This window comes from Sinomonas sp. ASV486 (genome assembly GCF_030908215.1).
Taxonomy (GTDB): domain Bacteria; phylum Actinomycetota; class Actinomycetes; order Actinomycetales; family Micrococcaceae; genus Sinomonas; species Sinomonas puerhi.
In genome coordinates this window covers 128,923-145,794 of the sequence record NZ_JAVFJK010000002.1, presented here as the reverse complement: position 1 = coordinate 145,794, position 16,872 = coordinate 128,923, and the positions used below count along the sequence as shown (strand labels likewise).

Annotated in this window: 16 protein-coding genes; 5 read left to right on the top strand and 11 right to left on the bottom strand. The window is 69.3% G+C overall.

Features of this window, described 5'->3' with window-relative positions; all coding sequences use genetic code 11:
- Positions 1-15: 15 nt before the first annotated feature.
- Together RBS60_RS03380 and RBS60_RS03375 are read left to right on the top strand one after the other, a co-directional pair.
- Positions 16-801, top strand: coding sequence for an NUDIX domain-containing protein (locus tag RBS60_RS03380; protein WP_307956113.1), 786 nt, complete (start codon positions 16-18; stop codon positions 799-801).
- 169 nt (positions 802-970) lie between these two features.
- Positions 971-2,524 carry a S8 family serine peptidase gene (locus RBS60_RS03375; RefSeq protein ID WP_307956112.1) on the top strand — a complete coding sequence of 518 codons (1,554 nt, stop codon included), beginning with the start codon at positions 971-973 and terminating at the stop codon, positions 2,522-2,524.
- Between the two features lie 17 nt (positions 2,525-2,541).
- Here the strand turns inward: RBS60_RS03375 and RBS60_RS03370 are convergent, their stop codons facing one another.
- On the bottom strand, positions 2,542-3,453 hold the full coding sequence (locus tag RBS60_RS03370) for a LysR family transcriptional regulator (protein WP_307956111.1): 912 nt from the start codon (positions 3,451-3,453) through the stop codon (positions 2,542-2,544).
- An 82-nt stretch (positions 3,454-3,535) separates the two neighbouring features.
- On the opposite strand from RBS60_RS03370, the gene RBS60_RS03365 reads away from it, so the two are divergent.
- A complete protein-coding gene (locus RBS60_RS03365) occupies positions 3,536-4,744 on the top strand; it encodes an MFS transporter (protein WP_307956110.1) in 1,209 nt (402 codons plus the stop codon).
- A gap of 14 nt (positions 4,745-4,758) precedes the next feature.
- Here the strand turns inward: RBS60_RS03365 and RBS60_RS03360 are convergent, their stop codons facing one another.
- From RBS60_RS03360 to RBS60_RS03335, 6 genes are all read right to left on the bottom strand, one after another.
- The gene (locus RBS60_RS03360; RefSeq protein WP_374049204.1) at positions 4,759-6,075 is read right to left on the bottom strand and encodes a PLP-dependent aminotransferase family protein; all 1,317 of its coding nucleotides are present in this window, start codon (positions 6,073-6,075) and stop codon (positions 4,759-4,761) included.
- A gap of 118 nt (positions 6,076-6,193) precedes the next feature.
- Positions 6,194-6,454, bottom strand: coding sequence for a GlsB/YeaQ/YmgE family stress response membrane protein (locus RBS60_RS03355; RefSeq protein WP_307956108.1), 261 nt, complete (start codon positions 6,452-6,454; stop codon positions 6,194-6,196).
- A 335-nt stretch (positions 6,455-6,789) separates the two neighbouring features.
- On the bottom strand, positions 6,790-7,683 hold the full coding sequence (dapA, locus tag RBS60_RS03350) for a 4-hydroxy-tetrahydrodipicolinate synthase (protein ID WP_307956107.1): 894 nt from the start codon (positions 7,681-7,683) through the stop codon (positions 6,790-6,792).
- A 54-nt stretch (positions 7,684-7,737) separates the two neighbouring features.
- On the bottom strand, positions 7,738-9,150 hold the full coding sequence (locus RBS60_RS03345) for an NAD(P)/FAD-dependent oxidoreductase (protein ID WP_307956106.1): 1,413 nt from the start codon (positions 9,148-9,150) through the stop codon (positions 7,738-7,740).
- 58 nt (positions 9,151-9,208) lie between these two features.
- Entirely contained in the window at positions 9,209-10,570 is a 1,362-nt protein-coding gene (locus tag RBS60_RS03340) for an MFS transporter (protein WP_307956105.1), read from the bottom strand.
- Positions 10,571-10,872: 302 nt separating this feature from the next.
- Complete coding sequence (locus tag RBS60_RS03335; RefSeq protein ID WP_307956104.1) at positions 10,873-11,556, bottom strand: GntR family transcriptional regulator; 684 nt, start codon at positions 11,554-11,556, stop codon at positions 10,873-10,875.
- A 212-nt stretch (positions 11,557-11,768) separates the two neighbouring features.
- Here RBS60_RS03335 and RBS60_RS03330 point away from each other — a divergent pair, with 212 nt between their 5' ends.
- The gene (locus tag RBS60_RS03330) at positions 11,769-13,277 is read left to right on the top strand and encodes an aldehyde dehydrogenase family protein (protein ID WP_307956103.1); all 1,509 of its coding nucleotides are present in this window, start codon (positions 11,769-11,771) and stop codon (positions 13,275-13,277) included.
- Positions 13,278-13,407: 130 nt separating this feature from the next.
- Here the strand turns inward: RBS60_RS03330 and RBS60_RS03325 are convergent, their stop codons facing one another.
- The gene (locus RBS60_RS03325; protein ID WP_307956102.1) at positions 13,408-13,593 is read right to left on the bottom strand and encodes a CsbD family protein; all 186 of its coding nucleotides are present in this window, start codon (positions 13,591-13,593) and stop codon (positions 13,408-13,410) included.
- A gap of 568 nt (positions 13,594-14,161) precedes the next feature.
- Between RBS60_RS03325 and RBS60_RS03320 the strand changes: the two genes are divergently transcribed.
- Positions 14,162-14,626, top strand: a complete 465-nt coding sequence (locus RBS60_RS03320) for an SRPBCC family protein (protein ID WP_307956101.1) — start codon at positions 14,162-14,164, stop codon at positions 14,624-14,626.
- Between the two features lie 26 nt (positions 14,627-14,652).
- Here the strand turns inward: RBS60_RS03320 and RBS60_RS03315 are convergent, their stop codons facing one another.
- From RBS60_RS03315 to RBS60_RS03305, 3 genes are all read right to left on the bottom strand, one after another.
- Positions 14,653-15,741, bottom strand: coding sequence for an ATP-binding protein (locus RBS60_RS03315; RefSeq protein ID WP_307956100.1), 1,089 nt, complete (start codon positions 15,739-15,741; stop codon positions 14,653-14,655).
- A 152-nt stretch (positions 15,742-15,893) separates the two neighbouring features.
- Positions 15,894-16,025 (bottom strand): hypothetical protein, encoded by a 132-nt coding sequence (locus tag RBS60_RS03310; protein ID WP_307956099.1) that lies wholly within the window; start codon positions 16,023-16,025, stop codon positions 15,894-15,896.
- A 105-nt stretch (positions 16,026-16,130) separates the two neighbouring features.
- Complete coding sequence (locus RBS60_RS03305) at positions 16,131-16,853, bottom strand: hypothetical protein (protein ID WP_307956098.1); 723 nt, start codon at positions 16,851-16,853, stop codon at positions 16,131-16,133.
- Between the last annotated feature and the right edge of the window lie 19 nt (positions 16,854-16,872).

Below are 16,872 nucleotides of genomic sequence, written 5' to 3'. Positions count from 1 at the left end.
GGCTACATTGACGGTATGGCAGCAGATCTGGACCAGACGCCTGAGCCGCCGATCGTCGGGGAGGCCGCGACCGTCGTCGTGCTCCGCGACGCTCCCGCCGGACTCGAGGTACTCCTCCTCGAGCGGCTCTCCACCGGCTCGTTCGGGGGCGCGTGGGCGTTCCCGGGTGGTCGCGTGGATCCGGAGGACGCGGGTCCTGAGGACCCGCAGCCCGAAGAGGCCCCGCGCTCGGAGGACTCTGCGCACGACGCCGGCGCCTCCTTGGGCGCGTCACCCGCCGTGCCGCTCGCCGTGCCACTCGCCGTCCCACTCCGTGTGAGACGCGCAGCCGTCCGCGAGACCCGCGAGGAGACGGGGCTCGTGGTACCCCAGGACTCGCTCGTCCCGTTCTCCCGCTGGGTCCCGCCGCTTCGCGTCACCAAGAGGCTCATCACCTGGTTCTTCCTCGCCCCGGATCCGGCAGGGGAGCTCAGCGTGAGCGCCGACGAGCACGTGGACTCGGCGTGGCTGCCGCCCGCGGAGGCCCTGAGGCTGCACGCCGCTGGCGAGCTGCAGCTCTTCCCGCCCACGTGGATCACCCTCGATGCGTTGGGGGGAGCCTTCTCGGTGGCGGAGGCGCTCGCCGCCGCGCCGCGCCCGCCGAAGGAGTTCGAGAGCTTCCAGCTGAGCGGCGCGGACGGGCGGCTCGAGGCCGTCCTGTGGGCGGGCGACGCCCAGTATGGCGACCCGGCGGCCAAGGGAGGCGCCCGCCACCGGCTGTGGATCAACAGCCTGCCGTGGCGCCTCGAACGCAGCACCTGATGTCATCCGTTCTGAAGCGACCATTCCAAAATGTGACGCATCCCACTAGTCTCGAGTCGTTCGAGGGGACTATGGCAACGCCGTGAGCCTCTCGTTGCCCCGGCCTTCCGCCGGGGGGAGGTCAAGCCGGCGGGCACTGCACCCATCTCGCCGGCGGGATGAAAGGCACATGATGCGATCACGCACCTTCGTAAGGCCCCTCCTATGTACAGGCCTCGCGGCCGGGCTCGCGATTGCGGGGACCGCGCCCGCGGCCGTCGCGGTTACGGCTGCCACGGCGCAGGCCACTGGACCGTCGGCGCAGACGGCCGCCCAAGGCACACAGAACTACCTCGTGCTCTACAAGTCCGGTGGAACGGCCGCCGGCAAGTCCCTCGACGCCATCACGGCCGCGGGCGGCGCGCTCGTGCAGGACTACAGCGCGATCGGCGTCGCCGTGGTGAGTTCCGCGGCGTCGGACTTCTCGGTGAGGCTGCGCGCGGCGGATCCGAGCGTGGACGCGGCCTCGTCGACGGCGGGCTTCGGGGTCTCACTCGGCGGCGACGCCGCGGCAGACTCTGCTGCGGAACCAGTCCTCCCGGCGGCACCCGCCCCGGGCGGCGACGCTCTGTCTGGCCTCCAATGGGACATGAACCAGATCCACGCCCCAGAGGCGCGGGCGATCAACGGGGGCAGCCCCTCCGTCGTTGTCGGCGACATCGACACTGGCCTCGACTACACGCACCCGGACCTCGCGCCGAACGTCGACTTGTCGCGGTCCGTCTCGTGTCTGGGCGGCGCGCCGAACCAGACGCCGACAGCCTGGATGGACGACAACGGGCACGGAACGCACACCGCCGGCACGATCGCGGCGGCCAAGAACGGCATCGGCATCGTGGGCGTGGCGCCGAACGTCAAGCTCGCCGGGATCAAGGCCGGGAACGCGGACGGGTTCTTCTTCCCCGAGGCCGTGGTGTGCTCGTTCATGTGGGCTGCAACGCACGGCATCCAGGTGACGAACAACAGCTACTTCGCCGATCCGTGGTACTTCAACTGCAAGAACGATCCGCAGCAGCGGGCTATCTGGGAGGCCGAGCGCCGCGCCATCAGGTACGCCCAGCAGCAGGGGACGACAGTCGTGGCTGCGCTCGGGAACTTCTCCGATGACCTCGCCCATCCCACGCAGGACATGCAGAGCCCCGACAACACGACCCCGGTCACGCGCGACGTCACGAACGCGTGCGCCGTGGTGCCTGCTGAGGTGCCCGGGGTGATCGGCGTGACGGCGAACGGCAGCAAGGGTTTCAAGTCGTTCTACTCGAACTACGGTTCGGGCGTGGCGGACGTGATGGCACCCGGCGGCGATAGCCGCAATGTGGCTCCGGGTGTGGCCAACGGCCGCATTCTCTCGACGTGGCCCGCCTCGCTCATGAGCCACTGTTTTCGGAAGGTCATCGACGCCTCGGGTGCCACGTACTGCAACATCCAGGGCACGTCCATGGCCTCGCCGCATGTCGCCGGCGTCGCGGCGCTCATCGTGAGCGCGGGTGTGACGAGTCCGGGTGCGGTAGCTGCGCGGATTGGCGGAACGGCGGATGCGGTGCCGTGCCCGGCGGATATGACCCCGTATCTGGCGTTCCCGTCACTTGAGAACGGGGCCCCGCAGACGTGCACCGGCGGCACGGGCTACAACTCGTTCGCCGGCAAGGGCCGGATCAACGCCCTGAGCGCGATCCGCGGCTGAGAGCAGAGCAGGGCCGGTCAGCGGCCCTGCGCCAGGAACGCCTGCAGCACGGCCTCCTCGGCGGCCGTGCTGCGGCGCCTCGCGGAGCGGGCGAGCTGGATCTTCCAGATCAGGGCGGTACGGACAGCCCACACGCCGTCGAGCTCGCCGGCCTCTCGTTTCTCCAGCGGCAGCGCGCCGCCATCGAACGCAGACTCGGGGACGAAGCCGACGCCGAGCCCGTCCCGGATGAGCTCGAGCGCCATGCCGAAGGTCACGACCTCGGTCCGGACGGCCCGGCCGAGCCCGGCCGCCGCGAAGGCGGCATCGACGGTGGCGCGGTTCCCCCAGCCCTCCGGGAAGTCGACGAAGGGCTCGCCCGCGACGTCGGCCAGCGTGATGCGCCTGCGGCCCGCGAGCCGATGGCCCGGGGCGCACACGAACAGGATCCCGTCGGCATGCAGCGGGGTCAGGTCGATGTCCGGGGCCGCGGCCTCGGAGACGGAGACCATGGCGAGGTCGAGCGCGCCCGAGCGCACGTCGTCCAGACTCGTCCGCGTTCCCTGGATGGTCTGACGGAGCTTGACCACGATCTCGGGGTACTGCCGGTGGACGGACCGCAGGACCCCGGGAACGTCGAGGTTCCCCGAGTGGGCCAGCACGCCCAGGGCGACCGTGCCCCGGGCAGTGCCCCGCACGCCGTCGACCGCGTCACGCGCCGCCTGCACCGCGTCGAGCACGTCGAGGGCGCGGGGGAGCAGCGCCTCCCCGGCCGGGCTGAGCCGGACGCTCCGGCCGAGCCGCACGAAGAGCTCGGCGCCCATCTCCCGCTCGAGCTGCCGGATGGCAGCGGACACGGCCGACTGCACGACGCCGGCCGCCTCGGCCCCGCGGGTGAAGCTCAGGGCCTCGGCGACGGCCACGAAGTATTCGATCTGGGCGAGCTGCACGGAACAAGTATCGCCGATGGTGATCGATTAAAGCACCAATGAGTGTTGGACGTGATCGGTAGGTTGCCCGAGACTTGGAGCCATGCCCAAGAAATCAGCCCACGGCCGCGGCTTCTGGATCGTCACGTTCGTCTTCATGATCACGATGGCCTTCGCCGGCGCCCCCGCTCCCCTCTACGTGCTCTACCAGCAGCGGGACGGCTTCAGCGCCTTCACCATCACCCTCATCTTCGCCGCCTACGCCCTGGGCGTCGTCATCAGCCTGTTCCTCGCGGGACACATCTCGGACAGATTCGGGCGGCGACGCATCATCGCCACCGCGGTGCTCCTGAATGTGCTCTCCGTCCTCGTCTTCATGGTCTGGCCGGACGTGCCCGGCCTCCTGCTGGCCCGGTTCATCTGCGGCCTCGGCATCGGCATGCTCACCGCCACCGCGACGGCCCACCTCACCGAGCTCCACGGCGTCGCCCGCCCCGGCACCGGTACGCGCCGGGCCGAGGTGGTCTCCACCGCCGCGAACATCGGCGGCATCGGCGTCGGGCCGCTCGTCACCGGTGCCCTCGCGGAGTACGCGCCGCAGCCGCTCGTCACCCCGTACGTGGTCTTCGGCTTCCTGCTGGTGGTCGGCGCGCTGCTGATCGTCACCGTTCCCGAGACCGTCGAGGGTGTGGACCAGTCGTGGGAGTACCGGCCCCAGCGGGTCGTGGTCCCGCGCGAGGGGCTCGGCCAGTACATCGCCGCGACCATGATGGCATTCGTGGGGTTCGCGATGTTCGGCTTCTTCACCTCGCTCGCCCCCTCCTTCGTGGCCGGCCAGCTGGGCATCAGGTCCCACATCGTGGCCGGACTCGTGGCCTTCCTCGTCTTCGCCGCCTCGGCCGCGTTCCAGGTGCTGTCCTCGCGGTGGGCCCGCACGGCGCAGTTCGGCGTCGGCCTGGTGCTGCTCGCCGCGGGCCTCGTCCTGACGACTTCGGCGATCGTCGCGTCGTCGCTCGTGCTGCTCGTGGTCGGCGGCCTCGTGGCGGGCTCCGGCGTCGGCGTGACCTTCAAGTCGGCGCTCGGAACCGTCGTCTCCATCGCCCCCGCAGAGACCCGTGGCGAGGCGCTCGCGGGCCTGTTCCTTGTGGGCTACATCGGGATGGCCCTGCCGGTGGTCGTCCTGGGCCTCGCGCTCCAGGCGCTGCCGCTCGTGCCGTCGGTCATCGGCTTCGGCGCGGTCATGCTCGTGCTCGTCGCGGCCACGGCGGTCACCCTCGTCCGCACCCAGCGCCGCGTCCTAGCCATGGCCTGAACGTCGCGCGGGCGTCAGCCCCGGTGGGCCTCCACCGCAGCGCGGACCACAGGGGCCAGCCGCCGCACGCCCTCACGGATCTGCTCGGGCGCCACGCCGGAGAACGCGAGCCGGAGCTTGTTGCTCGGAACGTCCGACGGCGTGAACGCGGCGCCGGGGATGAACACGACCCCCGCGTCGATCGCCTGGTACAGCAGGGGGTAGGTGTCGATCCCCTCGGGGAGGGTGATCCACACGAAGAAGCCGCCGTCCGGCGTCGTCCACGTCGCCTCGGCCGGGAACTCCGCGGCGAGCGCGTCGAGCATCGCGGCGCAGCGCTCCGCGTACACGGCGCGGGACTCTGCGAGGTAGCCGCGCCAGTCGAAGACGCGGAAGAACTCGGTGACGAGCATCTGGTTGAGGGTGGACGGGCAGAGCACCACGGCCTCGGCGGCGAGGTAGAACCGGCGGTACAGGTGCTTCGGCACGAGCGCCCAGCCGAGGCGCACGCCCGGGGAGAAGATCTTGGAGAACGAGCCGCAGTAGATGACGTCGTCCGGGTTGTCGGCGCGCAGCGGCGTGAGCGGGTGCCCGTCGAAGCGGAGCATGCCGTACGGGTTGTCCTCGAGGACGAGGATGTTGTGGCCGCGGCAGATGTCGACGACGCGCTGCCGGCGTTCGGCGGCCATCGTGATGCCCGAGGGGTTGTTGAAGCTCGGGATCGTGTAGAGGATCTTGATGGTCTTGCCCTCGGCTTCAAGGGCAGCGATGCGCGCCTCGAGCTCTGTGGGGTCGAGCCCGTCCACGTCCATGCGGATCGGCTCGACCTGCACCTGGTACGCCTCGAACGTGTTGAGCGCACCGACGTAGGTGGGGTCCTCGACGAGCACCACGTCGCCGGGGTTGCAGAAGACCTTCGTCGCGATGTCCTGGGCCGACTGCGAGCCGGTGGTCACGACGACATCCTCCGGCGAGGCTCCGAGGATCCCTTCCTCAGCCATGATCTCGCAGATGAGCGTCCGCAGCTCGAGGGTGCCCTTGCCGCCACCGTAGTGCAGGGCCTCCATGCCGTGCTCGGTGATCACGCGGGACGCGGTCTCGGCGACGAGGTCCAGCGGGAGCTTGGTGAGGCTCGGGGAGCCGCCGGCGAGGGAGACGAGGCCGGGACGGATCGAGATGTCGAAGACGTCCCGCACGGCCGACTGCTTGATGTTGTGGGCCCGTTCGGAGAAGAGTGCCTCGTGGCGATGGCTTGCCTCGGCACGCTCGAGGGCAGTCTGCGTCTCGGCGCTGAGCTCGATGTCCTGCGTGGGCGCGATGTCCTGTGATGTCACGCACACATCGTAGCCCATTTGTTTCTCAATATGCACCCTATGTTGATCGGACGCATCCTTCGGGCGACGACGCACGACGGCGGCGACCCGCCCCGTGTGGGCGAGCCGCCGCCGTCGTAGGTCGGCTGTGCGGGGGTCAGGCGCGGCGTCGGGTGATCGCGCCGTAGATCGCCAGAACCACGAGCGAGCCGAGTATCGCGACGATCCACGTCTGGATGTTGAAGAAGCCTTCGAGGCCGATGTGGAAGACGGTGCCGCCCACCCAGCCGCCCACCAGGGCACCGACTACGCCGAGAAGCATGGTGATGATGATCCCGCCGCCCTGGCGGCCGGGGAGGATGGCCTTGGCGATGGCGCCAGCGATGAGACCGAGAATGAGGAAAGCGAAGAAACCCATGGAACTACTCCTGTTCAGATGATGATTCAGGTGAACTCTGTGTGTGAGCGGACGCGTCCGGTGCTGCTCAGCGACCCAATTCTTCGCCGAGACCCATGGTTTGTCGTCCTCCCATCAGTGGGAGGGCCGGTTGCCCTCCCTCGCTCGTGTCGGATTCTGTTCGAACGAGACATAAGTTTTGGTGCATTCTGGGCGGTTTCGCAAATCGGGGCGCACACGCGCACGACGGCGGCGGGGTGCCCCACAGGGGGCCCCCCCCCCCCCCGCGGGGGGGGCCCCGCGGGGGGGGGGGCCCCCCCGCCGTCGTGGGTCGGCGCAGCGGGGTTCTGAATCGGTTATCCGACCGGCTGCTTGAGGGCGGAGAGCACATGCTGGAGCCGGGCGAGGTCCTCGGGGTTGAGGTCGGCGGTGGGGCGGCGGGCCGCGCCGGCGGGGAGCCCCTGTAGGGCCAGCCCGGCCTTGACGGCCGGGATGAACGGCACCGAGAGGAGCGCGTCGATGACCGGGTACAGAGACTTCCAGCGCACACGTGCCCCCGTGAGGTCGCCCTCGGCGATGAGGCGGCTGACCGCGACGATCTCCTCGGGAACCACGTTGGCGGTGCCGGCCATGACGCCGGCCGCGCCCTCGACGAGGGCGCTGTAGAGGTAGGCGTCCCAGCCGATGAACGTGCCGATGACGTCGCTGTGGTGGTGGATCAGCTGGAGGGCCTGCTCCCAGTTCGCGCTCGAGTCCTTGATGTAGCGGATATTCGGAACGTCCTCGGCCAGCGAGCGGACCGTCGCCGGGTCGAGGTTCACCCCGGTGACGGCCGGGATGTTGTAGAGCATGACCGGAAGGTCCACAGCCCCGGCCACGTCCTTGATGTAGGCGACGGTCTCGGCGACCGAAAGCGGCTCGTAGTACGGGGTGATGAGCATGAGCACGTCCGCGCCCGAGGACTGGGCGGCCTTGGAGAGGCGGACGGCCTCGCGGGTGGAGGTTGCGCCGGTCTGGGCGATCACCGGGACGCGCCCGTCGGTGTGCTCGATGACCGTGTCGATGAGGAGCAGGCGCTCCTCGGAGGACAGGGCCCCGACTTCGCCGGTGGAGCCGGCGGCCACGACGCCGTCGACTCCAGCGTCGATGGAGCGGTCGACGACCCGGCGCAGGGTGGTGACGTCGATGGCCTCGTCGGGGCCGAAGGGGGTGGAGAGGGCGGTGAGGACGCCGCGGAGGTCACGGGACATGGAGGGTTCCTTGTTCTGGGGGTCGTGAGTGGTTCTGGAGTTGCGGCGCCAGGTTCAGGCGGCGTCGTTCGACACGCCTGTGGAGACGCCTGTGGAGACGTGGGAGAGGGGGTGCGTCTGCCGCTGCGTGGCCAGGAGGCTCGCCGTCTCCTGGGCTGCCGAGAAGCCGGAGGTGATCGAGCTCTCGGTGTAGAGGGTCCCGAGGTAGTCGCCGGCGAGGAACACACGGTCGGCGCCCCGCATGAGCGTCGACTGGATCTTGGCCCGGCCGGGGAAGCAGTACGGGGAGGCGACCTTCCACCGGTTCGCCTTGGCCTCGACGACGCTCTCGGCGAAGCCGTGGCCGAGGATCGCATCGAGGTCGGAGAGGTGGGTCTGGATGACCTCCTCGTCGCTCTTCTCCAGCAGTGCGCGTCCGAGGCTCGCCGGGGAGAAGGTCATGAAGCTGCCGCCCGGCTTGCGTTCGGACTCGGCGCCGCGCACGATGCTTGCCTGGTTCAGCGCGATCGCGAACGAGCGCTTGGGCGCCGCAATGGCGTAGATGTCGTCCCACGGCCGTGCCGAGGTCTCGTTGGTCAGGAAGGCCGTGCTCACGTGCGGGCCGTACTTGATATGGCCGAGCGCGCCCCGCAGGTCCTCCGGGAGGTCCACCCCGATTCGGTGCGAAACGTCCGCGGTCGTCGCGAGCACGACGGCGCGCGCCTCCACTTCGCGGTCCACGCCGCCCTGGCTGTACCGCACGAGGACGGAGTTCTTCCGGTGCACGACTTCCTGCACCGTGGCGCCGAGCTGGATGCGGTCCCCGAGCGCGGCCGCGATCGACTCGGTCAGCGTCGAGGGTCCGCCCACGATGCCGCGGTTCAGACCCTGGCCGAATCCGAGGACCAGGCTGAAGTAGCCGATTCCCGCACCAGCCGAGATCTGGTCCATGTCTCCCGCCGAACGGGTCACGGTGGTCTTGAAGAGCGCGGCGGCATCCTCGGGGAGGTCCCCGATGAAATCGAGGAACGAGCTGTCGTTCTCGAAGTCGTAGATGCGCTGCTGGCGCGTGGCGCCCGACTCGCCCGCCCGCTTGCGCACCACTCCGGTGTACTTGGCGACGCCGGCGACGACCTTGATGCCGGCGCGCATCGTGGCGATGCGGGAGGACAGCGGCATCGGGATGCGGAACGGGTAGGTCGCGATGTGCCCCTCGCGGATGAACTTCCCGTTCATCGCCAGGGCCTGGAGCGAGCCGGGGATTTCCACGGCTGTGACCCCGACCTCGTTAAGCAGGGCGTCGGTGGACGATCCGGGCCCCGCGAAGACGTGGCCTCCCCAGTTCATCCAGTAGGCACCGCGCCGCTCCGAGCGGATCCTCCCGCCCACCCGGGCGTCCGACTCGAGCAGGACCGTGTCCCAGTGGCGCAGCCGCCATCCCGCAGAGAGGCCGGCGAGTCCAGCTCCGACGATGACTACATCTTTCATGTTCGTGACTTTCCTTTGTCGAGGGGACGTCTCGGGGACGGCCTGCAGGGTGCTTGGTCTAGGAGCGGACGAGCTTCCGGGCCCCGGCCGGCTGAGCAGCCGCGCCGGCGAGGGAAGCGCTCTCACTCAGGGATAGGCCACGGGTCTCGGGGGCCCAGAAGACGGAGATCGCGGCGCCGAAGAGGGTGATGCCGGCGGCGATGAGCATCGTGGTCCCGATGCCGAGGCTGTTGAGTGCCACGGGCACGAGGAACGTGCCCACGGCGGCGCCGATGCGACTGAGCGAGGACGCCAGACCGACGGCCGAGCCGCGGATCTCGGTGGGGAACAGCTCGTTGGGGTAGACCCACTGCATGATCTGCGTGCCGCCGATGAGGGTTGCGTAGCCGATGAAGAGGACCATGACGATCGCCGTCGGCGCGCCGGGGAACAGGCCGAGGAGCGCCAACGCGACCCCGGACCAGAGGAAGCTGTGGATCATGAGGGGGCGGCGGCCCATCCTGTTCACCACGAAGACGGCGATGACGCAGCCGACCATGAACATCACGGTGATGAGTGCCGAGCCCCACTGGGCCATGTCGCCGTCGAGGTGAAGCGCGCCGAGGATGGCAGGAGCGAAGGCGTAGACCGCGAACAGCGGGATGATCGAGGCCGTCCAGAAGACGGCGATGAACAGCATGCGCCCGCCGTAGCCTGAGCGGAGGAGTGCCCGGACATTGAGGTTCTCCTTCACCTCGTCGGGGAGGTCGGCGATGCTCACCCCCTCGCCGTAGACCTGCCGCAGCACGGCGTTGGCCTCGTCGATGCGCCCACGGCTCGCGAGCCATCGCGGCGATTCGGGCGTCCCGATGCGGGCAAGGACGATCAGCAGCGCGGGCAGCGCGGCGCTGGCCAGCATCCACCGCCAGCCGTCCTGGCCGAGGTTGCTGAGCATCTCGCCGAAGATGTAGGCCGCAGCCGCGCCGACGAACCACATCGTGACGTAGAGGCCGAGCAGCGGCCCGCGGTACTTCCTCGGCGCGAACTCGGCGAGCAGCGACGTCGCTATGGGGTAGTCCGCGCCGACCGCCACGCCGATGAGCAGGCGAAGCACGATGAGCCACACGACGTCGCCCACGAAGAACTGGGCGGCGGAGAAGGCGATGATGGCGACGAGGTCGATCGTGAACAGCATCTTCCGGCCGAAGAGGTCGGTCAGGTAGCCGCCGGCGAACGCGCCGAGCAGGATGCCCAAGAGCGTTGAGGCCCCGATGAGGCCCTGCTCGGTCGCGTCCAGATGCCACTGGCCCGTGAGCTGCGCCATCGCAACTCCGATGATGGACAGGACGTAGCCGTCGAGGAACGGGCCGCCCGAGGAGAACAGTGCGAGCTTCTTGTGGAAGGGGGACAGTGGTGCGTCGTCCAACGGATTCGTGGTCATCGAGAACTCCTGGTCGATGTAGCGCGGGGTTCGATCGTGGTCTGAGGGGCTCCGGTGCGCCGGAGCCGATGCGCTGGTGCGCTGAAGGGCTGGGGCGACGTGCCGGTGATCTCTCGCTGTTGTGAAGCACGTCTCGTCTACAAAGATAGGATTCGATCAAAGATCTAGCAAGTCTTTTGATCAAAAACTTGAAACAGGTCCGGCTGGCTGCGCAGCGTGGGATGAGAGCATGCCTTCGGCGGACGACGGCGCGCGCGGACTTCCGGGGCGCGCTGACGTCCCGCCGGGTCCGCCCGGTGGGGCTAGTTGCCGCTGCGCTGGGCCGCGAGGAGGGCCTTGATGCGGTTCGTGGCGTTGACGAGCGAGGCGTCGTTGACCGCCGCGCCGGAGATGGCGTCCCGGTTGCGGGCGGCGGTGATGAGTGACTGCTGGTACCGCCACAGCGAGTCGTCGCCCACCGCGTCGAGGGTGCCGGTGGCGCCCACGATCTTGTAGGCCCGGCACTGGAGCCAGAGGTTCTGGATCATCTTCACCAGCAGCGGGTTGCCCGAGGCGCTGTAGAGGATGGTGAGGAGCGATTCGTCGTGGTCCAGGAGGTCCACGACCCTGCGTTCTCGGATTGCCTCGCGTATGAGGTCGTACTCCGCCTGCATCCTGTCGCAGTCCTCGTCCGTGACGTGTTCGCTGCCCAGGCGCGCCGCCTCGACTTCGAGCAGCCGCCGGATGTCGTAGACATGGACGAGCTCCTCGAGCGTGAGGGCCTTGACGACCGCGCCCTTGTGGGGTTCGCGTTCAACCATCCCGGCTTCCTCGAGCCGTCGGATCGCCTCGCGGACCGGCATCGCGCTGGTTCCCACCTGCTCGGCGAGCTCGCGCACCGTGAGACGAGACCCAGCGGGCAGATCCCCGTTGAGGATCGCGGCGTGAAGCGTCGCATAGACCTGGTCGGTCAGCAGCGCCGGCTCGGCCCGCTTGGAAATCGGCATGGATCAAATATATCGGCGGATCTCCGCCGCGCTGCGTGAACCACGCCGCCTCAACGGACGACTCAACGAACAGCCCCGGCGGAGATCAAGCATTGATCTTTGATCGAATCCAACTATGATGGTGATCACACGTCGAGACGACAGCACCCGCAGCCGGGAGCGCACGGTTCGCCCGACTGCCCCGACCCTCTTCGAGCCAAGGACGACATCCGATGACAGTTTCAGACCAGACGGCGTTCACGCTCCGGCGAGCTTACGGAGCGGCCCACCTCCTGAATCCCGGTGACCTGCCGCCGGCGCAGCACTTCATCGACGGCGCATTCAGGGAGACTCCCGGCGGGGATCTCGTGGACGTCGTGGACCCGTGCTCGGAGGAGGTCATCACCCGGGTCCCGGCGGGCACCGCGGCTGACACTGACGCGGCGGTCGCCGCCGCGGCCGCCGCAAAGGCCTCGTGGGGCCGGATGGTCCCGAGGGAGCGCTCCGGGGTCCTGCACAGGATCGCCGACCGGCTGGCCGAGCACTACGACCTCCTCGTCCGCCTCGAGTCCGCGGACACCGGCAAGCCCTTCGCGGTCTCCCGGGACGACGTGGACAGCGCGATCGACACGTTCCGGTTCATGGCCGGTGCACTGCGGGCAACCACGACAATGGCTGCGGGCGACTACGTCGAGGACCACCTCTCCGTGATCCTGCGCGAGCCCCTCGGCGTCATCGGGGTCGTCACCCCGTGGAACTACCCCCTGCTCATGGCCGCCTGGAAGATCGCCCCAATCCTGGCGGCCGGGAACACCCTAGTCATCAAGCCGTCCGAGCAGACCCCGCTGACCACCCTGAAGTTCGCCGAGCTGACCGCCGACCTCCTCCCGCCCGGGGTCTTCAACGTCGTTGCGGGCAAGGGCTCCGTGGTCGGGGCGCGCCTGGCCGAGCACCCGGACGTGGACATGATCGCCCTGACCGGCTCGGTCGGCAGCGGCCGCGCCGTCGCCCGCGCCGCCGCGGAGTCCCTCAAGCGTGTCCACCTCGAGCTCGGTGGCAAGGCACCCGTCGTGATCTTCGCCGATGCGGACGTCAAGGCCGCTGCTGCGGCCCTGCGCACGGCGTCCTTCTGGAATTCCGGCCAGGAATGCGGGGCTGCGTGCCGCGTGCTCGTGCACGAGTCCGTCGCAGAGGAGTTCACCGCCCACCTCGTTGCCGAGGTCACGGCCCTGGCCGTGGGGGAGCCGCAGGCCGGGGACGACATCGAGATCGGCCCGCTGTTCTCCAAGACCCACTACGACCGCGTCCTGGGCCACATCGAGCGCGCCCTCGCGGAGGGAGCGCGGGCCGCTGCCGGCGGTTCCGCGATCCTGGGACCCGGCTACTTCGTTGAGCCCACCGTCCTTGTGGACGTCCCCGAGGGCGCCGAGTGCACCCGCGAGGAGATCTTCGGCCCCGTGGTCACCGTGGAGACCTTCGCCGACGACGACGAGGCCATCCGCCGCGCCAATGACGTGCCCGTCGGCCTTGCCGCCTCGGTCTGGACCGAGAACGCCCGCCGCAGCCACAACGCCGCTGCCCGCATCGACGCCGGCACCGTCTGGGTCAACTCCCACCTGGTCATTGCCAACGAGGCCCCCTGGGGCGGCTTCAAGGGCTCCGGCTACGGACGCGACCTCTCCATCTACGCCCTCGACGACTACTCCCGCACCAAGCACGTCATGCACCACCACGGACACTGAGACGGGCACCGCGCTGAGGATGCGCACCCAGCTGCTGGCGTGACTGGACGCGCGACGGCGGCGACCCGCCCCGCATGGGCGAGTCGCCGCCGTCGTACATCCGCTGCTCGACCGGGCTCAGGTCCTCGGACTACTTGTCGGTGACGTCGCGGACGGCGTCCTTGACGTGCTCTCCGGCCTGCTTGACGCCGGCCTTGGCCTGATCGGCCTTGCCTTCGGCTTCGAGATCCCTGTTGTCCGTCGCGTCTCCGACGTGCTCCTTGGTCTTGCCCTTGAGCTCTTCGGCCTTGTTCTCGAACTTGTCTCCGAGACCCATAATGGTGTCCTCCTTCCGCGCGCCGGATCGGTGGCGCCCAGCGCGTACAGCTTTCTTTCCCCCTTGCAGGGCAAAGCAAACATGGCGCCCTTCGGACGAGCCGAGCGGTCAAGCTGTGTAGCCCGTCTACGACCGGGCAAAAGTGAGGGATGAAGCCCTCGAAGATGCAGCCCTCGAAGATGCACAGCACCCTTCCTCCCGAGCCCGGGCCACCGCGTGTCCCGCCGCGGCCCGGTGGCCCGGAAGACCCGGGCATCCCCGAGCCCGGCCCGGACACGTTCCCGCCGTTCGACCCCGATGGGCCGCTCCCCGGGCCCGGACGGCCTTCACCGGGTGGGCCGGTGCCGGGGGAGCCCATCCCCCCTGATGGCCCCGTCCCGCCGGGCAGCGGCCCCGCAACGCCGCCGCGTTAGACAAATGCGGCAGCTGCGCTCGGCGGCGCCGCGGGCGAGCACTGACTCGCGGGTGAGTACAGGATCGGCTCGTTCAAGCTCCGCCGGCCCGGGGCTCGAGCAGTCGGGACGCTGGAGCCTTAACGCCGCCTTCATGCCGCACTAGAGTTGGCTCCATGGCTGCTTACACGATCACTCGCAGCGCCTTCATCCCAGCCCCGCCCGAGGCGGTCTATCCGCACGTCGTGAACTTCCACGGGTGGCCGGCGTGGTCCCCCTGGGAGGACCTCGACCCCGGAATGGAGCGCACCTACTCGGGCCCCCAGTCTGGTGTCGGGGCCCAGTACTCGTGGCGGGGAAATCGCAAGGCGGGGGCCGGGAGCATGCAGATTCTCGAGGCCGTGGAGGCCGAGAGCATCCGGCTGCGCCTCGTATTCGTCAAGCCGTTCAAGGCGGTCAACCCGACCGGCTTCACGTTCGAGCCCGACCACGGCGGCACGCGCGTCACCTGGTCCATGAAGGGCCAGAACACGGGGGTGGCCGCAGTCTTCGCGAAGGTCATGAACATGGACACGATGATCGGCAAGGACTTCGAGAAGGGCCTTGCCAACCTCGCCAAGGTGGTCACCGAGGGCCGCTGAGAGCGGCCTAGCGGAAATCTCCCGTGTCAGCGGTTCTCGCGCAGGTGCTCGCGGAGCCCGGGGATCGCGAACCGCACGATCCCGTACCCGGCCGGCTCGATGAGGCCGGCGTCGATGAGCCGGGACCTGTAGTTGCCGATGGTGTTCGGCTTGGCCACGATGCGCGCACCGATGTCGCCTACCGACGAGGCGTCGTCGTCCTCAGCCATGGCTCTCAGGAAGTCGAGGTCGCGGTGGGACGCGCTCGACAGGGCCGCTTCGATGACCACTCGCTCGTTCCTGCGGTGCGCCGCCGCGACGGCGTGCTCCACATGTGCCGCCGTGAGTTCCGACGCCTCCTCCGCCTCCTGCCACAGGAAGTACCCGACGAGCTGGATCAGGAAGGGGTAGCCGCCGGTGGCTTCGGCTGCGGCCGCCGCCAGAGCGGGTTCGAGAGGAAAGCCTCCTGCGGCGAAGGTCTGCTCATAGGACCGCTGGACCTCCTCGATGGATGCCCCGTGCAGATCGATCCTGTCTGCTCTCCGCAGGAACGTGGCCACCCCCTCGTTGAGCAGGTCGGAGACCGCAGCAGGGAGGCCCGCGAAGACCAGGCCGATGGGCAGCCCCTCCCTGATGAAGTGCTGCACGTCTGCCGCAAGCTGGGCGATCTCCTGCCGATCGGCAGCATGGATCTCGTCCACGGTGATGACAAGTCCCGTTCCGCGGGAGTCGAGGAGCCTCAGCAGGCGCGCCCCTGTCTCGCGCCACTCGACCTGCTTCTCCGGCGGGAGATGGGTCGTCACGCCGAAGCCGGCGACGGTCACCCCGGTGATCTTCCTGCCGGAAGGCCCGTCGCCGAGCTCGTCGGCGAACTCGCCCATGGCGTTGCCGATGCGGCCCAGGAAGCCGTGCGTCGCCGTCTCGGAGATGACGGCCCACCCTTGGGTGCGGGCGGTGTTCTCGGCGGCCCCGAGCATGACGGTCTTGCCCACCCCCCGCGCCCCGGTGAAGATGGTCAGGAGGCCGGGGGCCCCGGATCGGATCCGGAGCCCGTAGGCGAACTCGTCGAGCAGGCCCTGCCTGCCGATGATGTCGGGGGGCGTGGCGCCAGCGGTCGGCTTGAAGGGGTTTTCCACACGATCTCCTGTGAATGTCGGTGAATCCTGTGAATCTCGTGAATCTCAAGCCATCATAGGGTCTGCCGAGAGGTAACGCCACGGACCCGGCCGTGGCGTTACCTCTCCGCGCTGGCAGCCCCTCGCCAGCGCGCCCGCAGGTTTCTCAGCAGCTAGTCTTCGTCGGGTCCCTCCGCTGGCGCCTCGGAGTGGGCCCGGATCTCTGTCACGTCCAGGTCGGGGTCGCCCTCGGCCGGTGCCTCGCTGTGGATCCGGTCCTCGGCGTCCGGCTCGAATCCTGACATGTCTGTCGCCTCGGTTCTTGGCTGTGAGGCCGTGCCCGCGCGGCCGCACGGGTCAGTGCCGGCCTCCCTTCCAGAGTAGGCCGGGAGGACGCGGGGAGCGACCGCTCAGCCTTTCAGGCTCAGCACATCCGCGAGCGGCCGCCCGTTCACGAACACCGCGGCCCGCTGCGCCCCGGCAGCCGCCATCGCCGTCAGGTTGATCTGCGCCTCGGCACGCGGAATATCGCACACCCCGCCGAGGAGGAACGAGCCGGAGAGCTGGACGGTGATCGTGGTGCCGTCGAAGGATCCGCTCACGTAGGTGAGGTTCGACTGGTACAGGACGTTGATGAGCCCGGACTGGCCGATCGTCCTGCTGTGGTTGGCGAACAGCCTGTTGAGGCTCGGCCCCACCTGGTCGCGGAACGTCACCGGCTCGGTGTACGTCGCGACGGCGCTGTCGCCGCAGCCCACGGTCGGGCCCGACACCCCGCCGTCGCCGACCGCGATGTAGTAGATCGTCAGCGGGGCGGTCTGCTCGGGAAGCTGGCCGCCGGTCGGCTCCGCTGCGGGCGAGGACGTCGAGGGCGCGGGAGTGCTCGGCGTCGGGGCCGTGCTGGGCGTCGGGGTTGTGCTCGCGGTGGATGGTGCGCTCGCCGAAGGGGTGCCCGTGGAGGACGACGGCGCGGGGCTCGCGCTCGTCGTCGTGCTCGCGGACGCGCTGGGCGGGACGGACTGGGAGGCTGATGCGGACGGTGAAGGGCCCGGCGACGGGGGTCCGAAGCAGCCCGCGAGGGCGAGAGCGGCAGCGAGTGCGGCAGAACCTGCAGCCAGCCGGATGGTCTTCATGATGTCCCCCTCGGTATGG